20 protein-coding genes are annotated in these 22,062 nt (G+C 66.8%); 8 read left to right on the top strand and 12 right to left on the bottom strand.

Annotated elements, in window-relative coordinates; genetic code table 11:
* Window positions 1-22 precede the first annotated feature (22 nt).
* The 4 genes from BCEP18194_RS29330 to BCEP18194_RS42300 all read right to left on the bottom strand — a co-directional run bounded on the left by BCEP18194_RS29330 (window position 23) and on the right by BCEP18194_RS42300 (window position 4,261).
* Complete coding sequence (locus tag BCEP18194_RS29330) at window positions 23-1,909, bottom strand: TRAP transporter large permease subunit (RefSeq protein WP_011354914.1); 1,887 nt, start codon at window positions 1,907-1,909, stop codon at window positions 23-25.
* Window positions 1,910-1,912: 3 nt separating this feature from the next.
* Window positions 1,913-2,941: a TRAP transporter substrate-binding protein gene (locus BCEP18194_RS29325; protein WP_011354913.1), complete on the bottom strand. Its 1,029-nt coding sequence runs from the start codon at window positions 2,939-2,941 to the stop codon at window positions 1,913-1,915.
* A 290-nt stretch (window positions 2,942-3,231) separates the two neighbouring features.
* Window positions 3,232-4,140 (bottom strand): LysR substrate-binding domain-containing protein, encoded by a 909-nt coding sequence (locus tag BCEP18194_RS29320; protein ID WP_011354912.1) that lies wholly within the window; start codon window positions 4,138-4,140, stop codon window positions 3,232-3,234.
* Entirely contained in the window at window positions 4,133-4,261 is a 129-nt protein-coding gene (locus BCEP18194_RS42300; RefSeq protein ID WP_256990456.1) for a hypothetical protein, read from the bottom strand. Before BCEP18194_RS42300 ends, BCEP18194_RS29320 begins: the two co-directional genes overlap by 8 nt.
* Here BCEP18194_RS42300 and BCEP18194_RS29315 point away from each other — a divergent pair.
* Entirely contained in the window at window positions 4,254-5,192 is a 939-nt protein-coding gene (locus BCEP18194_RS29315) for a 2-hydroxyacid dehydrogenase (RefSeq protein WP_041493550.1), read from the top strand. The genes BCEP18194_RS42300 and BCEP18194_RS29315 overlap by 8 nt on opposite strands.
* Before the next feature lie 66 nt (window positions 5,193-5,258).
* Entirely contained in the window at window positions 5,259-6,623 is a 1,365-nt protein-coding gene (locus tag BCEP18194_RS29310; RefSeq protein WP_011354910.1) for an MFS transporter, read from the top strand.
* Between the two features lie 49 nt (window positions 6,624-6,672).
* Here BCEP18194_RS29310 and BCEP18194_RS29305 read toward each other — a convergent pair whose 3' ends face one another.
* The gene (locus tag BCEP18194_RS29305) at window positions 6,673-7,641 is read right to left on the bottom strand and encodes a LysR family transcriptional regulator (protein ID WP_011354909.1); all 969 of its coding nucleotides are present in this window, start codon (window positions 7,639-7,641) and stop codon (window positions 6,673-6,675) included.
* A 363-nt stretch (window positions 7,642-8,004) separates the two neighbouring features.
* On the opposite strand from BCEP18194_RS29305, the gene BCEP18194_RS29300 reads away from it, so the two are divergent.
* From BCEP18194_RS29300 to BCEP18194_RS29285, 4 genes are all read left to right on the top strand, one after another.
* Complete coding sequence (locus tag BCEP18194_RS29300; protein ID WP_011354908.1) at window positions 8,005-9,180, top strand: HPP family protein; 1,176 nt, start codon at window positions 8,005-8,007, stop codon at window positions 9,178-9,180.
* A gap of 132 nt (window positions 9,181-9,312) precedes the next feature.
* On the top strand, window positions 9,313-9,726 hold the full coding sequence (locus BCEP18194_RS29295; protein WP_011354907.1) for a MarR family winged helix-turn-helix transcriptional regulator: 414 nt from the start codon (window positions 9,313-9,315) through the stop codon (window positions 9,724-9,726).
* Between the two features lie 20 nt (window positions 9,727-9,746).
* On the top strand, window positions 9,747-11,534 hold the full coding sequence (locus BCEP18194_RS29290) for a chloride channel protein (RefSeq protein ID WP_011354906.1): 1,788 nt from the start codon (window positions 9,747-9,749) through the stop codon (window positions 11,532-11,534).
* A gap of 481 nt (window positions 11,535-12,015) precedes the next feature.
* Entirely contained in the window at window positions 12,016-12,351 is a 336-nt protein-coding gene (locus BCEP18194_RS29285; RefSeq protein WP_081436670.1) for a hypothetical protein, read from the top strand.
* Window positions 12,352-12,439: 88 nt separating this feature from the next.
* On the opposite strand, the gene BCEP18194_RS29280 is transcribed toward BCEP18194_RS29285, so the two are convergent.
* Both BCEP18194_RS29280 and BCEP18194_RS29275 read right to left on the bottom strand, forming a co-directional pair.
* On the bottom strand, window positions 12,440-12,760 hold the full coding sequence (locus BCEP18194_RS29280) for a pyrimidine/purine nucleoside phosphorylase (RefSeq protein ID WP_006478890.1): 321 nt from the start codon (window positions 12,758-12,760) through the stop codon (window positions 12,440-12,442).
* Between the two features lie 209 nt (window positions 12,761-12,969).
* The gene (locus tag BCEP18194_RS29275; RefSeq protein WP_011354904.1) at window positions 12,970-13,872 is read right to left on the bottom strand and encodes a LysR substrate-binding domain-containing protein; all 903 of its coding nucleotides are present in this window, start codon (window positions 13,870-13,872) and stop codon (window positions 12,970-12,972) included.
* A 182-nt stretch (window positions 13,873-14,054) separates the two neighbouring features.
* Between BCEP18194_RS29275 and BCEP18194_RS29270 the strand changes: the two genes are divergently transcribed.
* Window positions 14,055-15,239 carry a M20 aminoacylase family protein gene (locus BCEP18194_RS29270; RefSeq protein ID WP_011354903.1) on the top strand — a complete coding sequence of 395 codons (1,185 nt, stop codon included), beginning with the start codon at window positions 14,055-14,057 and terminating at the stop codon, window positions 15,237-15,239.
* 44 nt (window positions 15,240-15,283) lie between these two features.
* A complete protein-coding gene (locus tag BCEP18194_RS29265) occupies window positions 15,284-16,603 on the top strand; it encodes an MFS transporter (protein WP_011354902.1) in 1,320 nt (439 codons plus the stop codon).
* 87 nt (window positions 16,604-16,690) lie between these two features.
* On the opposite strand, the gene BCEP18194_RS29260 is transcribed toward BCEP18194_RS29265, so the two are convergent.
* The 5 genes from BCEP18194_RS29260 to BCEP18194_RS29240 form a co-directional block, all read right to left on the bottom strand.
* Complete coding sequence (locus BCEP18194_RS29260; RefSeq protein ID WP_011354901.1) at window positions 16,691-17,797, bottom strand: porin; 1,107 nt, start codon at window positions 17,795-17,797, stop codon at window positions 16,691-16,693.
* A gap of 63 nt (window positions 17,798-17,860) precedes the next feature.
* Window positions 17,861-18,280: a DoxX family protein gene (locus BCEP18194_RS29255; protein ID WP_041493548.1), complete on the bottom strand. Its 420-nt coding sequence runs from the start codon at window positions 18,278-18,280 to the stop codon at window positions 17,861-17,863.
* Window positions 18,281-18,465: 185 nt separating this feature from the next.
* The gene (locus BCEP18194_RS29250; protein WP_011354899.1) at window positions 18,466-19,743 is read right to left on the bottom strand and encodes a cytochrome c; all 1,278 of its coding nucleotides are present in this window, start codon (window positions 19,741-19,743) and stop codon (window positions 18,466-18,468) included.
* Window positions 19,744-19,745: 2 nt separating this feature from the next.
* Window positions 19,746-21,365, bottom strand: coding sequence for a GMC family oxidoreductase (locus tag BCEP18194_RS29245; RefSeq protein ID WP_011354898.1), 1,620 nt, complete (start codon window positions 21,363-21,365; stop codon window positions 19,746-19,748).
* Complete coding sequence (locus BCEP18194_RS29240; protein ID WP_041493268.1) at window positions 21,365-21,871, bottom strand: sugar dehydrogenase complex small subunit; 507 nt, start codon at window positions 21,869-21,871, stop codon at window positions 21,365-21,367. The genes BCEP18194_RS29245 and BCEP18194_RS29240 overlap by 1 nt, the downstream gene beginning before the upstream one ends.
* Between the last annotated feature and the right edge of the window lie 191 nt (window positions 21,872-22,062).

The following is a 22,062-nucleotide window of genomic DNA, read 5'->3' as shown; positions in this document are numbered from 1 at the left end:
GTCGTCTTGCTGTAAAAGGCGGCTACAGGCCGAAACGGGCCGGCAGCCACAACGAAAACGCCGGCACGAGAATCAGCGCCACGAGGGCGGCGACCAGCACCAGCAGATATTTCACCATCGGCCGCGCAACGTGCCGGACGTCGGTGCCCGTGATCGCGCAGGTCGTGAACAGACCGAGCCCTACCGGCGGCGCGAACAGGCCGAGCCCCATCGCCACCACCACGACCGTGCCGAAATGCAGCGGGTTGATGCCCAGCTGCAGCGCGATCGGCGCAAGCAGCGGCCCGAAGATGATCAGCGCCGGCGCACCCTCGAGCACCGCACCGAACACGACCATGACGAGCGCCGCGAGCAGCAGGAACATCGTCGCGCCGTACTGGTGGGCGAACGCGGTCATTGTGCCCGAGACCAGCGCCGGAATTTGCTCGATCGACAGTGCGAACGACACACTCGACGCCGCGGCAACGATGAACAGGATGCCGCCAGCCATCGACGCGGCGCGCACGAACACGCGCCCGACCGTACGCCAGGTCAGTTCGCGAAACGCGAGCCAGCCCGCCACGAGCGCATAGACCACCGCGAACGCGGAGACTTCCGTCGACGTCGCGATCCCCGACGTCACGCCCTTGCCGATCATCGCGACCATCACCAGCACGACCAGCGCGCCGCCCGCGAGCGGCAGCCACGCGCGGCGTTCCGTGAACACCGCCGAGACGTCGATCCTGCGCCCGGTGATCACCGTGACCACCGCGAGCGATGCGGCGAGCACCGCAGCCGGCACGATGCCCGCGACGAACAGGCCGGCAATCGAGATGTTCGCGACGAAGCCCATGATGATCATGTTCACGCAGGGCGGGATGGTCTCGGCCATCACCGCGCTGCACGCGAGCAGTGCCGCCGTTTCGTCGGGATCCTGGCGCGCACGGCGCACCGCCGGCATCACGACGCCGCCGACTGCCGCGATGTCGGCGAGCTTGGAGCCCGACACGCCGGAAAAGCAGGCCGTCGCGAGAATCACGATCAGCCCGAGCCCGCCGCGCACGCGCCCGAAGATCCGCAGCAGCAGTTCGACGAGCCGTGCGGACATGCCGTTCGATTCCATCAGCAGCCCGGCCAGCACGAAGAACGGCACGGCGAGCAGCACGAAGTGATCGGCACCGGCCATGACCTGCTGCGAATAGACGAGCAGCGGCAGTGTCGGGTCGGCCAGGAAATACAGCAGCGCCGAGAACGCGAGCACGAAACCGATCGGCACGCCCAGCACGAGCCCGCCGACGAAACCGGCGGCCAGCAGCATGCCCGGCGCGATCGCGTGTGCCGGCACCAGTGCATTCCATCCGTACAGCGCGGCCGCGAATACCGTGCAGCACGCGAGCGTGCCGGCCACCCGGCGGCGCGGCGCGTCGAGCGCATTCGCAAGCGCGAACACGGTCATGAACAGCGCGCCGAACATCATCGGGTACACGTTGATCCAGCCCGGCAGCCCGCCCGGCGTCAACTGGTCGTACGAATCGGCCAGCAGCTGGCACGACGACACCAGCAGGTTCAGCGAGACGGCCGCGACGATCCAGTGGCCGACCTGCACGAGCGCGCCCTGCCAGCGCGCGGGGAACCAGCCGCGAAACAGGTCGATGCCGACGTGCTGGCTGCGCCCGAGCACCGTCGCCGCGCCGAAAAACACCAGCACGATCATCAGCGCACTCGCGACCTCTTCGGTCCAGTCGAGCGGGTCGTGCAGGAAATAACGGCACACGACCGACACGAACACGACGAGCACATCGACAGCCAGCACCACCGCGGACACATACTCGATCGCGCGCAGCATCGCGTCCAGCACACGCGCGACGCGGCGTGCCGGACGGCCGGCGCCAGGCGCCGCCGCGGCGCCCGAAACGGAACAGGTCTCCATCGCTCAGCCCCGCACGGCGGCAATCGCCGGAAACAGCGGCGCGGTCGCCGGATACTGCGTGGCGAATGCCGTATAGAGCCGGTCGTGCATCGTCTGCCGCAACGCCGCGCGTTCGGCTGCCGCCATCGGATGGAAGCTCATGCCGTGCTGCTTCAGCGCCTGCTCGGCCTGGTCGGCCTTCTGCGCGGCAATCGCGCGCTGCTGCACGGTTGCGTCGGCCACCGCGCGATCGAACGCGGGGCGCAGGTTCGCCGGAATCCGGTCGAGCGCGCGTCGCCCCATCACCACGGTCATCGCGGCAAACACGTGATGCGATTGCCAGCACGATTTCACCACCTCGTCGAACTTGCTCGCGAGCACCGTGGCGGGATCGTGCTCGAGCCCGTCGACAACGCCCGTCTGCACGGCCATGTACAGCTCGCCGAACGGAATCGGTGTCGGCACCGCCCCCATCGCCTTGAAGGTGTCCATGAACGCCGGCGTCGGCAGCACCCGAAGCTTCGTGCCCTTCAGCCCCTGCAGCGCCAGCACGGGCTGCTTCGTGAACACGCAGCGCCCGCCGAAATGCGAGCCCCAGGTCAGCACCGAGCAGCCCGCGCGCTTTTGCAGCAGCGCGTTCAGGCTTGCACCGACCGGGCCGTCGAGCACTTTCGCGACATGCGCATAACTGTCGAACAGATAACCGAGATCCAGCATGCCGAGTTCCGGCGCCACCGTCGCCCAGATCGACGAACCCGCGATCATCATGTCGATCGCACCGATCTTGACCTGCTGCGCGACATCGCTCTCCTTGCCGAGCTGGCTGTTCGGGAAGTAGTCGACCCGGATCGCGTCGCCGACACTCGCCTTCAGGTTTGCGGCAAGACGCTCGTACCACACGTAGTGCGCGGCGTTCTGGTCAGCCGGCATCGACGACGAGCAACGCAGCGTCACGACCGGCTGCGCGCGCACGGCTTCCGGCAAGCCGCCTGCAGCCGCGAGCGTGGCGGCGGACACCGTCTGCAGAAAGCGCCGCCGGGTGTAGGTATTCATGGGCCGTCTCCTTTGCGATTGCGCCTCGCGACGCACTGTATCGATTTAGTGTATCGATACAGTAATACGACGACCGACGAGATAAAAATGAGGGTTTTCCCGTGACAAGGATGAAAACGGGGATCTGCGCAGCCTATTTCCGGCCGAAATATTGGCAAATCAGAGGGATTTCGGCCAATTCCGGACGACCCGGAATTGATTCAAGCGGCCAGCTTGAATTGTCTGACGACAGACTTTGAGCCACGCATGCGGGCGGGACGCTCGAGCGAGTCGCGGCCCCACCGTCGCCCCTATGCGCCCGCTTCGTCAGCGCTCTCGGTCAGGAACCGCTCGACCATTGCGTTGAACACCGGCAGCGCCGGATTGTCGTTGTCCGTGCGCCACGCGAGATACAGCTCGGCCGCCACGTCGGCGCCCGCCAGTGGCCGGAACACCACGCCGTCGACATGCAGTTCGCGCGCCGACGCCGGCACGAGCGCGGCACCGAGCCCCGCGCGCACGAGGCCGAGGATCGTATGCGTCTGCCCGACGTAATGCAGGTAGTTCGGCAGCCGCCCCGCGTTCGCGAATACGCCCGAGATCAGGTCGTGGAAGTATTTCCCCTCGTTCGGCGAATACGCGATGAACGGCTGCCGGTCGAGATCGTCGGGGCCGATGCGCTCGCACGCGGCGAGCGGCGCGCCCTCCGCGACCGCGACCAGCATCGGCTCGCGCTGCACGAGCCGGTATTCGAGCGGCTGGCGCGCCGCGCGCTGGCGCACGAAGCCCGCGTCGAGCATCCGCGACGCCAGCGCATCGATCTGCACGGTCGACACCATCTCGCGCAATTCGATGTCGACGTCCGGCAGCGCATGCGCGGCGTGCGCGAGCAGCATCGGGATCATCCGGTACGCGCTGACCGCCGTGAAGCCGAGCGTGATGCGGCCGGCGCCGCCATGTGCGACGCGCTGCGCGGCCTGCTCGGCCCGTGCCGAGAATTCGAGGATGTGCCGCGCGTCGCGCAGAAACCGCTCGCCGGCCGCGGTCAGGCTGACCTGCCGGCTGCTGCGTTCGAGCAGCGCGATGCCGAGCGCGTGCTCGAGCAACTGGATCTGCCGGCTGAGCGGCGGCTGGGTCATGAAGAGGCGCCGGGCCGCGCGACCGAAATGCAGTTCCTCGGCGACCGCGACGAAACAGCGAAGCTGGTGCAGTTCAATCATCCAATTCTTGAATCAATCGATAGTCTTTTGATGTTAGACGCATATCGATGCGATTTCTATACTCGGTTGCACCTGATGCGCGGCCCGCGCCGCGCACGACGACCGAGACCTTCATGACCATCGACATCCTCCTCACCCAGCCGCTCCCCGACGCCATCGACGCCGAACTGTCCGCCCGTTACGCGGTGCACCGGCTGTATGCGGCCGACCAGCCGGACGCACTGCTCGATCGCGTGGCCACCCGTATTCGCGGTGTCGTGACCGGCGGCGCGAACGGCCTGTCCGCCGCATTGATGAACCGGCTGCCCGCGCTCGAGATCGTCGCGATCAGCGGTATCGGCACCGACGCCGTCGATCTCGACCGCGCCCGTGCACGCGGCATCCACGTGACGACGACGCCCGACGTGCTGACCGACGACGTCGCCGACATGGCGATGGGGCTGATCCTGATGACGCTGCGCGACCTCGGCGCCGGCGAGCGGATCGTGCGCGCCGGCCGCTGGGGCAAGACGGCCCAGCCGCTCGCGACGCAGGTGACCGGCAAGCGGCTCGGCATCGTCGGCCTCGGCCGCGTCGGACGCGCAATCGCGCAGCGCGCGCAGGCGTTCCGGATGCCCGTCAGCTACTTCGGCCCGCGCGAGCATCGCGACAGCGGCTATCGCTTCGTGCCCGACCTCGCCGCGCTCGCGCGCGACAGCGACGTGCTCGTGATCGCGGCATCGGCCGATCACGGCAACGTGCTCGTGACGGCCGACGTGCTCGCCGCACTCGGCCCCGAAGGATTCCTGATCAATGTCGCACGCGGCAAGCTGGTCGACGAAGCCGCGCTGATTCGCGCGCTCGCCGACGGCACGATCGCCGGCGCCGGCCTCGACGTATTCGCGAACGAGCCGCACGTGCCGGCCGAGCTGCTCGAGTTCGACCGTGTCGTCGTGCAGCCGCACCGAGCGAGCGCGACCCGCGAAACCCGCGAAGAGATGGGCCGGATCGTGCTGGCCAATCTTGCCGCGTGTTTTGCAGGCCAGCGCCCGCCGACCAGCGTCACGCGCTGATCGCCGCACGGCGGCCACCCGTTACAACACCGGATGCCTCCGCACGACGGAGGCCAGGAGACACGCATGCCCAATCGATCCAGCGGCGCCGCCCTCGCCGCGTCGCCCGCCGCCTCGCGCACGATCGGCCGCGTCCGCTATGCGGTCCTCGCGCTGATTTTCGCGGTCACCGTCATCAACTATGCGGATCGCGCGACGATGTCGATCGCCGGCACCGGCGTCGCGCATGACCTCGGGCTGACGCCCGTGCAGCTCGGCATCGTCTTTTCCGCGTTCGCGTGGGCCTATGCGATCGGCCAGATCCCGGGCGGCTGGCTGCTCGACCGTTTCGGCGCGCGGCGCGTGTACGGCCTGAGCCTGCTGCTGTGGTCGGTCTTCACGATGCTGCAGGGCACGGTCGGCTGGCTCGCCGTGCAGGGCGCGTCGGCCACGCTTGCGCTGTTCGTCATGCGCTTCATGCTCGGCCTCGTCGAATCGCCGGCGTTCCCGGCCAATTCGAGAGTCGTCGCGTGCTGGTTCCCGACCGCCGAACGCGGCACGGCGTCCGCCCTGTTCAATTCCGCGCAGTACATGGCCGTCGTGCTGTTCACGCCCGCGATGGCCTGGCTCACGCATGCGCTCGGCTGGGAGCACGTGTTCCTGTGGATGGGGATGCTCGGCATCGCGCTCGCCGCGCTCTGGTTCGCGTGGTATCGCGAACCGCACGGCCATCCGCGCGTGAGCGACGCAGAGCGCGACTACCTGCGCGCGCACGGCGCACTCGTCGATCTCGAAGTGAACCGCGTGCGCCATCGGCCGCGCGTGTCGTGGCACGACGTGTCGCAACTGTTCCGCCACCGCAACCTGTGGGCGATCTACATCGGCCAGTACTGCATCACCGCACTCACCTACTTCTTCATCACGTGGTTCCCGATCTACCTGATCAAGGGGCGCGGGATGACGATCATGGAGGCCGGCTGGGTCGCCGCGCTGCCAGCGATCTGCGGGTTCACGGGTGGCGTGCTCGGCGGCGTGCTGTCGGACTGGCTGATCCGGCGCGGCATGCATCCGTCGAAGGCGCGCAAGACGCCGTTCGTCGTGGGAATGGCGATGGCGACGCTGCTCGTGCTCGCGAACGGTGCGTCGTCGAATACCGTCGTGATCGCACTGATGACGATCGCGTTCTTCGGCAAGGGGCTCGCGGCGGTCGGCTGGGCCGTGCTCGCCGACACGGCGCCGGAAGGGATGGTCGGCCTGAGCGGCGGCGTGTTCAACGGCCTCGGCAACATCGCCGGGATCGTCACGCCGCTCGTGATCGGCTATTTCGTCGCCAGCACGGGCTCGTTCGCGGGCGCATTGTGGTTCGTCGCCGCGCACGGGCTGCTCGGCATCGCCGCCTACGGATGGCTCGCGGGACGCTTCGAACGGATTCGCATCGCGCCGCGCGCATGAACCTCTCCGCGGCCCGTGCGGTTCGCGCGGACCACGCCCGCGCGTGTCGTCAGGCGCGCTTGCGGCCGCCCGGCGTCTGTTCGGTCGTCAGCCGGTCGAGTTCACGCAGGTCGTTCTCGAGCGCAGGCGTGAGCGTCGTGCGCAGGTGATCGAGGAACGTGCGGATCTTCGCGTCGAGATAGCGGCGCGTCGCGTAGACGGCATACACGCTCACCGTCTGCAGCCGGTACTCGGGCAGCACGCGGATCAGCCGCCCTTCGCGGATGTCGTCGAGCACCGTGTACAGCGCGACGCACGCGATCCCGCGCCCGGCGCGCACCGCGACGCACAGCGCGTCCGGCACGTTGACCTGGAACGGCGCGGGCTGCAGCTCGTAGACGGCCTCCTCGCCATCGCTGCGCTCGAGCCGCCATTCGCCGGCCGGCGACGCAGGCGTATCGAGGCGCAGGCACACGTGGTTCGGCAATTCGTCGGGCGACTGCGGCGTGCCGTGGCGCGCCAGGTATTCGCGCGATGCGACGAGCACGCTGCAACTCGTGCCGCAGGTCTGCGCGACATAGCCCGAATCGGGCAACTGCGACGCCGTCACGATCGATACGTCATAGCCCTCCTCGACAAGATTCGGCATCCGCTGCGCGAGCGTCAGCTCGACCGACACGTCGGGGTTGTCCTCCTGGTAGCGGACGATCGACGACACGACGTGACTCTGCCCGAGCCCCGTCATCGCGTGGATGCGCATCTTGCCGCTCGGCCGCAGCAGGGCGTTGCGCGCCTCCGCATTCGCGTAGTCGATTTCCGCGAGGATCGATTTCGCGCGCTCGAAATAGCGTTCGCCGCTTTCGGTGAGGCCGAGGTGGCGCGTCGTGCGATGCAGCAGCCGCGTCTGTACGTGCGCTTCGAGGTTCGATACCGCGCGCGACACCTGCGCGGTGGTCGCGTCGATTTCCTTCGCGACCGCGGTAAAACTGCCGCTTTCGACAACGCGCACGAACAGGCGCATGTTTTCGAGCATGTCCATTGAATTGGCTTGGGGAGAGTCAGTGGGGAGGCGTCGGCAGCGCTCGCGTCAGGTGGGGAACGGAACGCAGCCGCGAACCACGTCGAATCGATCACCGTGCCGGGAGAAAGGCGGGAGAGCGGGCATCGCGTACGTGGTTCTGGCATGACGGGGGATTCAGTGGCCCGAATTGTACGCCGCTGCAGACAAATTTGCGCGGTTCCCCGGCCTGCAAACTCTCATCGCATGAAAGGTTTTTGCAAGCAACGTGCGTCGTGCACGTGCAACGGCTTGATGCAGCGCGACAATTTGTATCACAACGCGATATAATTCGCGGCTTGTCGCTGCGCGCATCCGCGCTGTCACTTTTACCGCTTACCGTCCATGTCGTCAGGCTCCCCTTCGTCGCGCCGCTCGTTGCGCCAATGGCTGCACAGCTTCATTCCCCATCCGATGTCGCTGGGCTGGCGCGAGCGCCTGCGCTCGTGCACGGGCGCGCTCGTCGGCATCGCGACGGTCGGCGTGACGATGCGGCTGCTGCCCGGCGTGCCGGGCCTCGTGCCGCTGCTCGTCGCGCCGATGGGCGCGTCGGCCGTGCTGCTGTTCGCGGTGCCGGCGAGCCCGCTCGCGCAACCGTGGTCGATCATCGGCGGCAATCTCGTCGCGGCGACGGTCGGTGTCGCGTGCGCACAATGGATCGCCGATCCGATCACGGCCGCCGCGGTCGCGATCGCGTGCGCGATCGGCGGCATGTTCGTGCTGCGCTGCGTGCACCCGCCGTCAGGCGCCGTCGCGCTCACGGCGGTGGTCGGCGGCCCGGCCATCCATTCGCTCGGGTTCAGCTTCGTGCTGGAGCCGATCGCGCTGCAATCGGCCATCCTGCTGTCGGCCGCGCTCGCGTATCACGCGCTGACCGGCCACCGCTACCCGCACGGCGGCGCGCGGCCTGAAGCGAAACCGCAGGCAGGCGGCACCGCACCGGCGCGCGGCGGCTTCACGCGCGGCGACCTCGACGCGGTGCTGAAGCGCCGCGGCGAATGGCTCGACGTCGATCCGGACGATCTCGAAGCGCTGCTGCGCGAAACCGAGATGCAGGCCTATACGCGCACGTTCGGCCAGCTCTCGTGCGCCGACCTGATGACGAAGAATGCGATCGAAGTCGCGCCGTCGACGTCGGTGACGGCTGCACTCACGCTGCTCGATCGCCACCGCGTGAAGGCGCTGCCCGTCGTCGACGGCGAAGGCCGCCTGACCGGCATCGTCACGCGCGCCGACCTCACGCGCCAGCTGCGCCGTCCGACCCCGCTGTGGCAACGCCTGTCGGCGCGGTTGCCGCAATCGTTCGGCGGCCAGCCGGCGAGCGTCGCCACCGTGATGACGCGCGACGTCGCGTGCGTGCCGGAAACGATGCCGATCACCGCGCTCGTCCCGCTGTTTACGCATTCGGGCCACCACCACATTCCGGTCGTCGATGCATCGCGCCGGCTCGTCGGGATCATTACTCAGACGGATCTCGTCACGGGCCTTTATCGGCAGACCCAAATGCTCGAGGCCGCGTAACGCATGCGGCACACGTAACGCCATGTAACGGCCGGCGCAACGCGGAATGCATTCCATCCGCCCGAATTCGGCCATTTATATCATGTTGTGATATATTTCTCGCTACCGAAACTGACTGTCCGACCGCTCCCGATGAACGATACCCGACGCGCGCTGGCGAAAAGCGATTTCCAGCAACTGTCCGAGTTCCGCTACCAGATGCGCCGCTTCGAGCGCTTCTCCGAACGCGCCGCGCAAAGCGAAGGCGTGACGCCGCTGCAATACCTGCTGCTGCTGCATATCAAGGGCTATCCGCATCGCGAATGGGCAACCATCGGCGAACTCGCGGAACGCCTGCAGGCGCAGCATCACGGCGTCGTCGCGCTGGTCACGCGCTGCGAAGCGCTCGGCCTCGTGAAGCGCAAGACGAGCGAAGCGGATCGCCGGCAGGTCGAGGTTCACCTCGAGCACGCCGGCGAAACGCTGCTCGCGCGTCTCGCGGCCATGCATCGCGCCGAGCTGAAGTCGCTCAAGGACGCGTTCCAGGTTCCCCAGATCGATTACTGACCCTTGCCCTTTCCACTCCGATGAACGCACCACACAAACGCGATTTCGCGACCAACGACCGCCTGCCCAGGATCGCGTTGCTCGCCGCCGGGATCGGCCTGCTCAGCACGCTTGCCGCATTCGTGCTGTTGAGCCTGATCCACCTGTTCACGAACCTGTTCTTCTTCCAGCAGTTCTCGTTCGCCGATCGCTCGCCGGCGAACAACACGCTCGGCGCATGGGTGATCGTGATCCCGGTGATCGGCGGGCTGATCGTCGGGATGATGGCGCGCTTCGGTTCGGAAAAGATCCGCGGCCACGGCATTCCCGAAGCAATCGAGGCGATCCTGTTCGGCAAGAGCCGCATGTCGCCGAAGGTCGCGATCCTCAAGCCGCTGTCGTCCGGCGTCGTGATCGGCAGCGGCGGCCCGTTCGGCGCCGAAGGCCCGATCATCATGACGGGCGGCGCGCTCGGCTCGCTGATCGCGCAGTGCGTGCACGTGACCGCCGCCGAGCGCAAGACGCTGCTCGTCGCCGGTGCGGCCGCCGGCATGACGGCCGTGTTCGGCACGCCGGTCGCCGCGGTGCTGCTCGCGGTCGAACTGCTGCTGTTCGAATGGCGTCCGCGCAGCTTCCTGCCGGTCGCGCTCGCCTGCGCGGTGGCCGGTTTCGCCCGCGCCGTGTTCTTCGGCGTCGATCCGCTGTTTCCGCTGACCACGGCGGCGCCGACGCCCGTCGCGCTGCTGTCGTGCATCGTCGCGGGCCTGCTGTCGGGCATGCTCGCGTGCGGCCTGTCGGCGGCGCTGTACCGCGTCGAGGACACCTTCGCGAAGCTGCCGGTGCACTGGATGTGGTGGCCCGCGCTCGGGGCGATCGTGATCGGCATCGGCGGCTGGCTCGAGCCGCGCGCGCTCGGTGTCGGCTACGACGTGATCGGCGACCTGCTGCATCAGCACATCGCATTGAAGATCGCGCTCGCGCTGTTGATCGTGAAGGCCGTGATGTGGGTGATCGCGCTCGGCTCGGGCACGTCGGGCGGTGTGCTCGCCCCGCTGCTGATGCTCGGCGCCGGCCTCGGCACCGTGCTGTCGCCGATGCTGCCGGGCGGCGACCCGGCGCTGTGGCCGCTCGTGTGCATGGCCGCGACGCTCGGCGCCACGCTTGGCGCGCCGCTGACCGCGATCGTGTTCGCGTTCGGCCTCACGCATGACGCGAACGCGCTGCTGCCGCTGCTCGCGGCGACGCTCGTCGCACACGGCTTCGCGACCATCGTGATGAAGCGCTCGATCATGACGGAAAAGATCGCGCGCCGCGGCTATCACATCTATCGCGAATACGGCGTCGATCCGCTCGAGCGGCACGACATCGGCGAAGTGATGACGTCCGCCGACCTGCTCGTCGCGATCGACGGCGCAGCGACGCTCGATGCCGTCGAGTCGCAATACTTCGGCGCGAAGCAGACGCACCGTGCGTACCCGGTCGTGCAGAACGGCCGCCTGCTCGGTCTCGTCGATCGCGCGACGCTCGATGCGCAGCGCGCACAGGCCGCGGCCGACACGCCGATCTCCGGTGCATTCGCCAACCGTGAGCCTGCGGTCGCGCAAGCGCACGAAACGTGCCGCGTCGTCGCGTCGCGACTCGCGGTGCTCGGCCTCGAACGCCTGCCGGTCGTCGACGACGAGCAATCGATGCGCATCACGGGCATCGTGTCGCGCAGCGACCTGATCAAGCCCGCGCTCCAGCACTTCGACGACGAACAGAAGCGCGAACGCTTCCGCCCGATCGTCCCGGCCAACCTGCGCGACATCGGCACGCGCAAGGCCGGCTGACCCACCGCGCGGCGCACCACTCTCGCCGCGCACGCCCCGCTCGCATCACCGCTTCCTTTCGATGCGGCATGCCCCTCGCGTGCCGCATCGCCTTCCGCCGCTTCCCGTGTTTAAAGTTGGTTAACAATTCGACGGACGAAAGTTTGTCATCATGGTGCTCATGCGACGGGGCCATCAATCAGCCATTCCACTTCGCGATCAAAAAATGAGTTGCGGCACGGCATGCACACGCATGCCGCTCGCCGCGACCGTCACGTCACCACACGACCAGGCAGCGCGCCGACCACGCAACGCATGACGTCGTGCCGCACACGATGCATGCCGTGCCGCAGCAAAGTGCACAGCATCCGAGCCGTCATTTGGCAAGCGCGTTAACAACTTGTTTCGGAATAGCCGGAACCGTGCTCGCCCAATGCAATCTCACTGTTACGCAGTCCTGCTGCGCATCCCACTCAATCAATCACGACTCGAGGGAGATAACGTGAACGCGAAATACTTACCGCTCATCGCATTGACCGTGGCATTTTCTGCTCATGCAGCCGATTCTGCCCTGCAAAACGTGGGACAAAGCCAGAAACCCGCCGACCAGGTCGCGCAGTGCATCGCCAAGACCTGGGCCGACAAGTCACAGCAGCAAGTGACGTCGCAGTATGAACTCGCGAACGGCCTCGCCATGGCCGTGTATGCGCCGGGCCAGCAGCCGCCGAATGGCGCTGCCGCCATCGTGCGCCCGGCCAACGCCGCCAATGCGAAGACCTGGGTGGGTTTCCGCGGCGGCGATGCATCGTCGGCCGGCGACATCAACGCCTGCCTGTAAAGAGAACAGGCGCTCCGGAAGGCCTTGCGCCCTCCGCTTGCGACAAGCCCCGCTTCGGCGGGGCTTTTCTTTTGCTGCGCGGGTGGTGTTACAGGTAGCTGCAGACGTAATCGAGCGTCTCGAGCACTTCGATGTCGAAGCGGCTCTTGCCCGGCACCGAGAACGATTCGCCGGCGCCGTAGGTCTGCCATTCGCTGCTGCCGTCGAGCTTCACGCGGCACTTGCCGGCCTGCACTTCCATCAATTCGGGTGCGTCCGTGCCGAAGTTGAGCGCGCACGGCAGGATCACGCCGAGCGTCTTGCGCGTGCCGTCCGGGAAGAGCACGGTATGCGACACGCACTTGCCGTCGAAATAGACGTTCGCGCGCTTGACGACCGATACGTTGTCGAATTGGGTTGCACTGGTCATGAAATGCCTCTGATTGCTGGATGCCGGATGGCGATGTTGTTGGAGGCCGGCCGGAGCGGCGGGCCGGCCGCTATGATACCGGCTCGCGCGGCAAGCGCCGGAATGGCCCGACCGCTGCGCAAGCCGCGTGCCTGTCAACCGACGGCAATGCCGCTCGGGCAATCGTCAGGATGACGATGCATTGAAGGTCGCCAACCGCGGGCACCGGTTCACCCCAGCCCCTTGCGCCGCGCGGAATCGCGCAGGCAGTCGAGCAGCATCGCCGCGGCCGGCGTCAGCGGGCTGTCGCGACGCGTGATGACCTGCACCGAGACGCCCGGCAAGCGCTCGCGGATCGGCAGCACCGCGAGCTGGTCGCGCGCCCACTCGCCGTGCAGCAGTTGCTCGGGCATCGACGCGATCAGGTCGCAACCGGTCATCAGGCTGTGCGCGAGCCCGAAGCTCGGGCATTCGACGACGCGTGCCGGCACCGGCAGCCCGTAGGCGACGAACGAATTGAACAGCACCTGTGTCGAGCTTTCCGGCGACGGGTTCATCAACCAGTCGGCCTCGACGAGATCGGCGAGCGACGTGGCCGACGCAAGCGGATGCCCCTTGCGGGCGACGATCAGCGACCGGCTCGAATAGAGTTCGGCGTGATCGAATTCGGCTGCCAGCAGTTCGGGCACGACGACGGCCACCGCGAAATCGAGTGAGCCATCGTGCAGGCGCGGCAGTGCGACGCCCGGAAACCCTTCGATCAGGTTGACGCGCGCCACCGGGAAGCGGCGCCGGAATGCGCGAAACGCATCGGGCAGGATCGTCACCGCGGCGGCCGGCGTGATCGCCGCCGCGACGGAGCCCGTCATTGCGCCCTGCGCCTGCTCGATGTCGTCGCGGGCGCGCTGCATTTCGGCGACGATCAGCCGCGCGCGCACCTGCAACTGCTGGCCGAACGCGGTGAGCTGCACGCCGCGCGCGGTGCGCACGACGAGCGACACGCCGAGCGCGATCTCCAGTTCCTTGACCGCCTTCGTCAGCGCCGCAGGCGACACGTTCAGGCGCCGCGCGGCCGCGCGAATGCTCCCCTCTTCCGCGACGGTGACGAACGCTTTCAGCTGATGGTATTTCATGGCGGCGACGCGTGATCCGTGGAAACCCTGTGCTGCGCGGCACACGCTGGCTCAGGGTATTCCCGAGCGGCAACCGGTGGTGAGCACCAAAGCAATTTATCAGCTTCTGGTACACAAAAGAAATTTATATGCTTGCTCGTCATATGTGCGCCAAACGCCCCACCTGCCCCACAGGAGACACCATGCTGCAAGCCGTGAACCCCGTCATCCCCGGTATCGCCGCGATCGCACCCGAGCTGGTCGAAGTGCGCCGCCGCATCCACGCTCACCCCGAGCTCGCATTCGAGGAAACGCTCACGAGCGATCTCGTCGCCGAGCTGCTCACCGGCTGGGGTTATGAAGTGCATCGCGGCATCGGCAAGACGGGTGTGGTCGGCGTGCTGCGCGAAGGGCAAGGCACGCGCACGGTCGGGCTGCGCGCCGACATGGATGCACTGCCGCTCGCGGAAACCACGGGCCTGCCGTACGCAAGCCGCCACGCGAACAAGATGCATGCATGCGGCCACGACGGCCACACCGCGATGCTGCTGTGCGCAGCGCGCCACCTCGCAGCCACGCGCCAGTTCTCCGGCACGCTGAACCTGATCTTCCAGCCGGCCGAGGAAAACTTCGGCGGCGCGAAGGCGATGATGGACGACGGCCTGTTCGACCGCTTCCCGTGCGACGCGATCTTCGCGATCCACAACATGCCGGGCCGCGCGGCCGGCGACATGGCCTTCCGCACCGGCGCCGCGATGGCGTCCGCCGATCGCGTGACGATCACGCTGCGCGGTGTGGGCGGCCACGGCGCGATGCCGCATTTCGCGCGCGATCCGATGTCGGCCGCGGGCAGCATCATGGTCGCGCTGCAGACGATCGTCGCGCGCGAGGTCGACGCGCAGCATGCGGCCGTGATCACGGTCGGCAGCGTGCAGGCCGGCGAGACGTTCAACATCATCCCCGAAACCGTCACGATGAAACTGTCGGTGCGTGCGCTGAACGCCGACGTGCGCGCGCTGCTCGCGCGCCGCATCGAAGCGCTCGTGAAAGGCCAGGCGGAAAGCTTCGGCGTCACGGCGGAAGTCGACTACGACTACGGCTACCCGGTGCTCGTCAATCATGGGGAGCCGACCGCGTTCGCGGCCGGCATCGCGCGCCAGATGCTCGGCGCCGAACGCGTCGAAACCGACGCCGCGCCGCTGATGGGCAGCGAGGATTTCGCGTTCATGCTCGAAGCGCGCCCCGGCTGCTACGCGTTCATCGGCAACGGGATCGGCAGCAAGGGCGGCTGCATGGTGCACAACCCCGGCTACGACTTCAACGACGACATCCTCGCAATCGGCGCGAGCTACTGGGTTCGCGTCGCCGAAGCCTGGCTCGCGGCCTGACGGCCCTTCATCCCATCGTTTCGCGCCCAACCGGGGAGCCCCACATGGAAACGTCCGCCCTTTCGTTCGCCGGCACGCCGGTCGATGCACGCGCCGCCGCGAAGAAACGCCGGCTGATCGCGGCCGCCGCCGTCGGCAACGCGCTCGAGTTCTACGACTTCACGGTCTACAGCTTCTTCGCCGTCCTGATCGGCAAGCTGTTCTTTCCCGTGCATTCTCCGTTCGGGCAATTGATGCTCGCGGTTGCGAGCTTCGGCGTCGGCTTCGTCACGCGTCCGCTCGGCGGGCTCGTGATCGGCATGTATGCCGACCGCGCCGGCCGCAAGAAGGCGATGATCCTCACGCTGTTGCTGATGGCGCTCGGCACCGCGATGATCGCGGTCGCGCCGACCTTCGCGCAGATCGGCCTCGCCGCACCGCTGCTGCTCGTGCTCGCGCGCTTGCTGCAGGGGTTCGCGTCGGGCGGCGAAGTGGGCGCGTCGACGACGCTGCTGCTCGAACAGGCGCCGCAGCATCGCCGCGGCTTCTACGCTTCGTTCCAGTTCTCGAGCCAGGGCCTCGCCGCGCTCGCCGGTGCGCTGACCGGCGTCGCGCTGACGTCGACACTGAATGCCGCGCAGCTGGAAAGCTGGGGCTGGCGCGTGCCGTTCATCATCGGCACGCTGTTCGTGCCGATCGGCTACTGGCTGCGCCGCACCGTCGAGGAAGTGCCGGCCGCCGCGCCTGCCGCCGCGCACGACGAGCCGGTCGCATCGCTGCCGCTCGCCGACGTGCTGCGCCATCACGGCAAGGCCGTGTTCGCGGGCCTCGGCGTGACGATCGGCGGCACGTCGATCCACTACATCATCGTGTTCTACATGGCGATCTACGGCGTGCAGGTGCTGCACCTGCCGACGTGGCTGTCGATGACGGCCGGCTGCGTCGCCGGTGCGATCCTGATGCTCGTGACGCCGATCGGCGGCCACCTGTCCGACGTCTACGGGCGCAACCGGATCGTCTGGTGGACGCGTATCGTGCTGATGGCCTCGATCTATCCGGCATTCGTCGCGCTGAACCGCTGGCCGGGCGCCGCATCGCTGCTGTCGATCATCGCCGCACTGTCGATCGTGCATGCGATCAACATCGGCGCGACGGGTGCGATGCTCGGCGAACTGTTCCCGCGTGCGGTGCGCGCCACCGGCGGCGCGCTCGTGTACAGCATCGGCGTCGCGATCTTCGGCGGCTTCGCGCAGTTCTTCGTCACGTGGCTGATCGCGGCGACCGGCAATCCGAACGCACCCGCGTGGTACGCGATCGGCTGTGGCGCGATGACGCTGCTCGCCGTGCGCTGCATGGATGAAAAGGCCGGGAAGGCACTCGACTGACCGGTGGCCGATGCGGCCGCGTGCCGCAAACGAAAAAAGGCACGGGTTCGACGACCCGTGCCTTTTGCGTGTCTGGCGTTGCGCCGCTCAGAACGTATGCATCATCCCCACATACGCACCCGTCTGCGACTCGCCCGTCATCGGGCTCGTCCCCGACGTCGCGTCGCGCGGCGTCGCGAGCAGCGAGAAGTTCGAGTTGCCGCCGTTGCGCACATATGCGACCGTGCCGTACAGGAACGTGCGCTTCGACAGGTTGTACGTGGTGCCGAGCACGTACATCATCGCGTGGCCCGACGGATCGTGCGACGCGTCGCCGCCGCCGTCGCCCACCTTCACGTAATAACCGCCGCCCGTCACGGCCCATTGCGGCGTCGCCGAATAGGTCGCGCCGAGCCAGTAGTGATCGGCGCGATCGGCCACGCCGGCCGGGCTGTCCGGCGCCTGGTAGTGCGTATACGCGCCCTGGATCTTGAACTTCGACACCTTCACGTTCGCACCGACGAAGTACTCGCGCGACGCGGTGAAGATGTTGCTGAACTTGCCGTTGTTGTCGCGCAGTTCGTCGTAGATGCCGCGCACGTCGAGCAACGGCGAGTGATACGAGATCATGATCCCGTCCGAGCGGCCGAAGTCGTCGGCCGCGCCGTAGTTGAAGCCGCGTGATTGATTGCCGAACGCGTATTGCGCCTGCACGTCGAAGCCGCCGATCACCGGGCTGTGATACTCGATGTTGTTGCTGGTCTGCTGCCAGTTGCGGCCGCGCACGAGCGATGCCGACGAAAACGCCTGCTGCACGAACGGGTCGAATTCCCACACACCGTCGCTGTCGATGAACAGGTTGCGGCCGGCCTGCAGCTGGCCCCACGTGTTGCTCTTCAGCCCGACGTACGCACGCCGCGACCACATGCGGCCGCCGCCCGTCTGGCCGTTCATCACCTGGAATGCGGTTTCCAGGTTGAAGACCGTCGACAGCCCGCCGCCGAGATCCTCGATGCCCTTCAACCCGAACATGCTGGTGCCCCAGTCGCCGCTTTCGGCGCTCCAGCGGGTCCCGCTGCCGCCGTTCGGCTTCGCGATGTGGTTCAGGTATTCGATGCCGCCGTCGACGCGGCCGTACAGCGTCACGCTCGTCTGTGCAAAAGCGGCCGCCGGTGTGGCAGCCGCGATCAGCCATGCGAAATGTTTGAGTCGCAAAATGATGCCCCCTCGGAGTCTCGACCTTCCAGCGCGTGCCCCATGCGCGCGCCCCGGGTCTGTTTATCCGCGATCGATCGAATAACGTCCGGGGCCCGCCGCGCAAAGCGCGAGCAGACCGCCGGCGATCGCGATGTTCTTGTAGAAATGAATCATGTTGTTGCTCTGCTCGCCGCCCGTCATCGTCCAGTAGTGGTGGCCGATGATGCCGGTGCCGATCGTATAGAGCGCCAGCAGCAGTGCAAGCGCCCGCGTCTGGAAGCCGACCAGGATCGCGATCCCGACGAACAGCTCCATCACGATGGAAATCGCGGCGGAAATGATCGGCGCGGGCGCGCCTTCGGAACCCATGAACGCGATGGTCCCGGGGAAGTCGACGATCTTCTTCCAGCCGAACATGATGAACAGGATCACGAGCAGGATCCGGGCAAGCAGCAGCAGCACATCGCGCTGGGACGCGAGAAACGGTTGATTCGGTGTCATGGTGTCGATCAACGAAAACGATGCGCGTCGCTGGAACAGCCCCGGCGCACCGGATTGCGAATGAACCAGGACGGGCGGCCGCCTGCGCCGCCCGCCCCGCTCTGCAACAACCGGCATCGGGCAACAACCCGATGTGCTGTGCTCCTCCTCTTGTCAGTTATCGCCCTGCTTCGTCACGCGCCGCATCAACGCAGCTTCGCGACGTCCTGCTCGGTCACCTTCGCGGCCGGATTGCCGAACTGCCCGGTCAGGTAGTTCGTCAGCGCGGCGATCTGCGCATCCGACAACTCGTGGCGGAACGCCGGCATCCCGACGTCCTCGCTGCCGGCCTTGCGTTCCACGCCGTTCAGGATCACCTGCACGAGGTTGGTCGGATTCGGCGCGCCGACCGTCGAGTTGTGGAACAGCGGCGGGTAATAGCCGTCCGGCGTGCCCTTGCCCTGCATCTGGTGGCAGGTCGCGCAGTTGCCGAGATAGAGCCGTGCCGGATCGATGCCCGACGACGCGAGCGCGACGCCGCGCAGCGTCAGGCCATCTTCGGCCGGCTTGCCCCACGACGAGCGCGACTGCTTCGCATCGCCGCTGGCGACGGCCGGCACCGTGCGAATGTACGTCGAGATCGCACCGATGTCGGCTTCCGTCATCTTCGAGAAGCTGTGCTCGACCGCCTCGGCCATCGGGCCGGCCGCCTGCGCGAGACCGGGCACGCTGCCGGTGCGCAGGTACTGGACGAGCTGCTGCTGCGTCCAGCCGCCGATCCCCGCGTTGGCGTCGGACGTGATGTTGTAGCCGTCCCAGCCCGCGAGCACCGAACCCGACAGGAAGCCGCCGCCCGTCTCGTCGAGCGACTTCTCCTGCATCGCGATGCCACGCGGCGTGTGGCACGTGCTGCAGTGAGCGAGACCCTGGACGAGATACGCGCCGCGGTTCCACTCGGCGCTCTGCGCCGGCTTCGGCTCGTATGCGCCGTCCTTCAGGAACAGCCAGTTCCAGATTTTCAGCGGCCAGCGCATGCTCAGCAGCGCGGGGATCTCGTTCTTCGGCGGCGCCTGCTTGACCGGCTCGACGCCGTGCATGAAGTACGCGTACAGCGCCTGCACGTCGTCGTCGTTGATCTTCGCGTACGACACGTACGGCATCGCCGGATACAGGTTGTCGCCGTTCTTCGACACCCCGTGGCGCACCGCGCGCTCGAAGTCCTCGGCCGACCAGTTGCCGATGCCCGTCTCGGGATCGGGCGTGATGTTGCTCGTGTAGATCTTGCCGAGCATCGGGATCGGCATGCCGAGACCGCCCGCGAACGGCTTGCCGCCCTTCGCGGTGTGGCACGCCATGCAGTCGCCCGCGACCGCGAGATATTCGCCGCGCTTGACCAGCGCCGGATCGGCCGCATCGGCCGCGCGTACGAGACCCGGCAGCGCAAGGCAGCCGGCGAGGAGGAAGGTGAGAGTAGATTTCCGCACGGTCAGACTTCCTTCTTCAGCGTGTCCGACATCCGCAGCGCAAGCGCCGCGATCGTCAGCGTCACGTTCACCGTACCGACGGTCGGCATCGTCGAGCTGCTCGAGATGAACAGGTTCGGATGGTCGAACGCGCGGCAGTCCTTGTCGACGACCGAGTCGCGTGCATCCGCGCCCATGATCGTCGCGCCCGTGATGTGGTTGTTCGGCGCGAACTCGTCGTTGAAGACGACTTCGGTGCCGCCCAGCACCTTCGCGGCCGTCGCGTAGACCTCGCGCGTGTGCACGGCGCCGCGCTTCACGTAATCGTCGATCGCATACGTGATCTCGGGGCGCGGGATGCCGACCGCGTCGGTGGCCGTCTTGCTCGGCACGATGCGGTTCTCGGGTTGCGGCAGGATTTCGTGGAAGCAGTCGAACTGCACGAAGCGCGCGGAACGGTCGCGGATCTGCGCGTCGAGCTCCTCGGGCTTCATCAGCTTGCCGCCCTTGAAGATCTTCTGCGTTTCCTGGTTGATGCGCGACATGTTCGACAGGTGGATCTTCTTCGCGGCTTCGTTCGCGCGGAACGGGCCGTCGCGGAAACCGATCAGCGACGTCATCTCCTGCGGGCCGCGGCCCGGCCACAGCTTCTCGTTCGCGTAGAACGACACGCCGGTGCCCGGGTGGTCCATCAGGTTGCGGCCGACCATGTCCGAGCTGTTCGCGACACCGTTCGGGAAATCGCGGTTCGCGGACATCAGCAGGATCTTCGGCGTCTCGATGCCGTTCGCGGCGATCACGAAGTACTTGCCTTCGACGCGGTGGTCGGCGCCCGTCTTGTCCTTGTAGACCGCGGCGGTGATGCGCTTGTCCGGCCCGGTCTCGAGCTTGTAGACGACCGCGCTGTCGATCAGCTTCGCGCCCGCCTGCTCGGCCTTCTCGACGTGCACGATGCCGTTGTACATCGCGCCGATCGGGCAGATCGGCATGCAGTTGTTGTTCCCGCAACAAGTCGGCCGGCCGTCGTACGGGCGGCTGTTGCGCGCGACCGGTTCGGTCACCACGTGGAACTTCGGGTCATAGCCGTTGAGCGCGCTCTTGATCGTCTGCTCGTTGAACGACAACGGCAGCGGCGGCATCGGGTACGGCTCCTTGCGCGGCGAGTACAGGTCTTCCTCGGGGCCGGGGCCCCACACACCGAGTTCCTCTTCGGCGCGCTGGTAGTAATGCTCGATGTCGTCGTACTGGATCGGCCAGTCGCGGCCGACGCCGTACACCGTCTTCATCTTGAAGTCGTTCGGGATGAAGCGCCATGCCGATGCGGCCCAGTGCCACGTCGTGCCGCCCACCGCACGGATGTACTGCGAGTTGAACTTGTGCTCGCCCTTCAGGATCAGGTAGTCGTTCGGCGGGCCGTATTCCGGATGCGGCGCCCACGCGCTCGACGGGTACGGCGCCATGAAATCGGTCTTGTCGACCTGGTTGCGGAAGCGTTCGACGATTTCCCAACGCGGCATGCGCGGGCCGGCTTCCAGCAGGATCACGGACTTGCCCGCCATCGCGAGCTGGTGTGCAACGATCGCGCCTGCGACACCCGACCCGACGACGACGACGTCGGCCTTTTGCGTATCGGTATCGGCCATCAGGCTTGCCTCTCGATCGGTTTTTCGGCCCAGAAGCCGGGTTTGTTGGGGCAATACGACGGGATCACGAGCGTATCGGATACGACGCTGAACATTAATGCTTCTTCGTAGGTAATCACGACGTTGTCGACGATGCCGAGATACCACGCTTCAAGAATCTTCAGCGCGAGTGCTTCCTGATCGGGATTCAGCGAACCGGACGCGAGTGCGCCGGCGAGTTGCGGCAGGCTGTCGGCCGTCTTGAACGAGCCCTTCTGCAAGGCCTGCAGGAAGCGCTGGCCGAGCACGCGGCTCAACCCCTTCTTGCCTGTCAATGCTTCGGAGAGCGTCATGAACGTATCGAGCGGCGCGGTGCCGGGATCGTCGGCCAGGGCCCGCAACGCCAGCGAGCCCGTGAGGCCCGCCGCCGTCAGCGCCAGTGCGCCCTGCAGCCATTGACGCCGTGTGATGCCTGTTACGGCTGCGTCGCCAGTGCGACGCGAGTGGGGAGTGTTGTCGTTGTGCATGTTTCCTTCTCTCGAACACCGGATTCGGGAAAACCACGCTTGATATTTCTCAAACATTGGCGCGGACCTGAAATGTACGCGCACAAATCGGATCGAACAATCTTTTTATAGTCCATTAAATGTTCCGCAATCCGAGACAATCGACATTTCGCTGCATTTTTGTGTCGTTGACGCGACAAATCTGCGGCACG

Origin of the sequence: Burkholderia lata (assembly GCF_000012945.1) — a bacterium.
GTDB lineage: Bacteria > Pseudomonadota > Gammaproteobacteria > Burkholderiales > Burkholderiaceae > Burkholderia > Burkholderia lata.
This window is presented reverse-complemented; position numbering and strand designations above follow the sequence as displayed.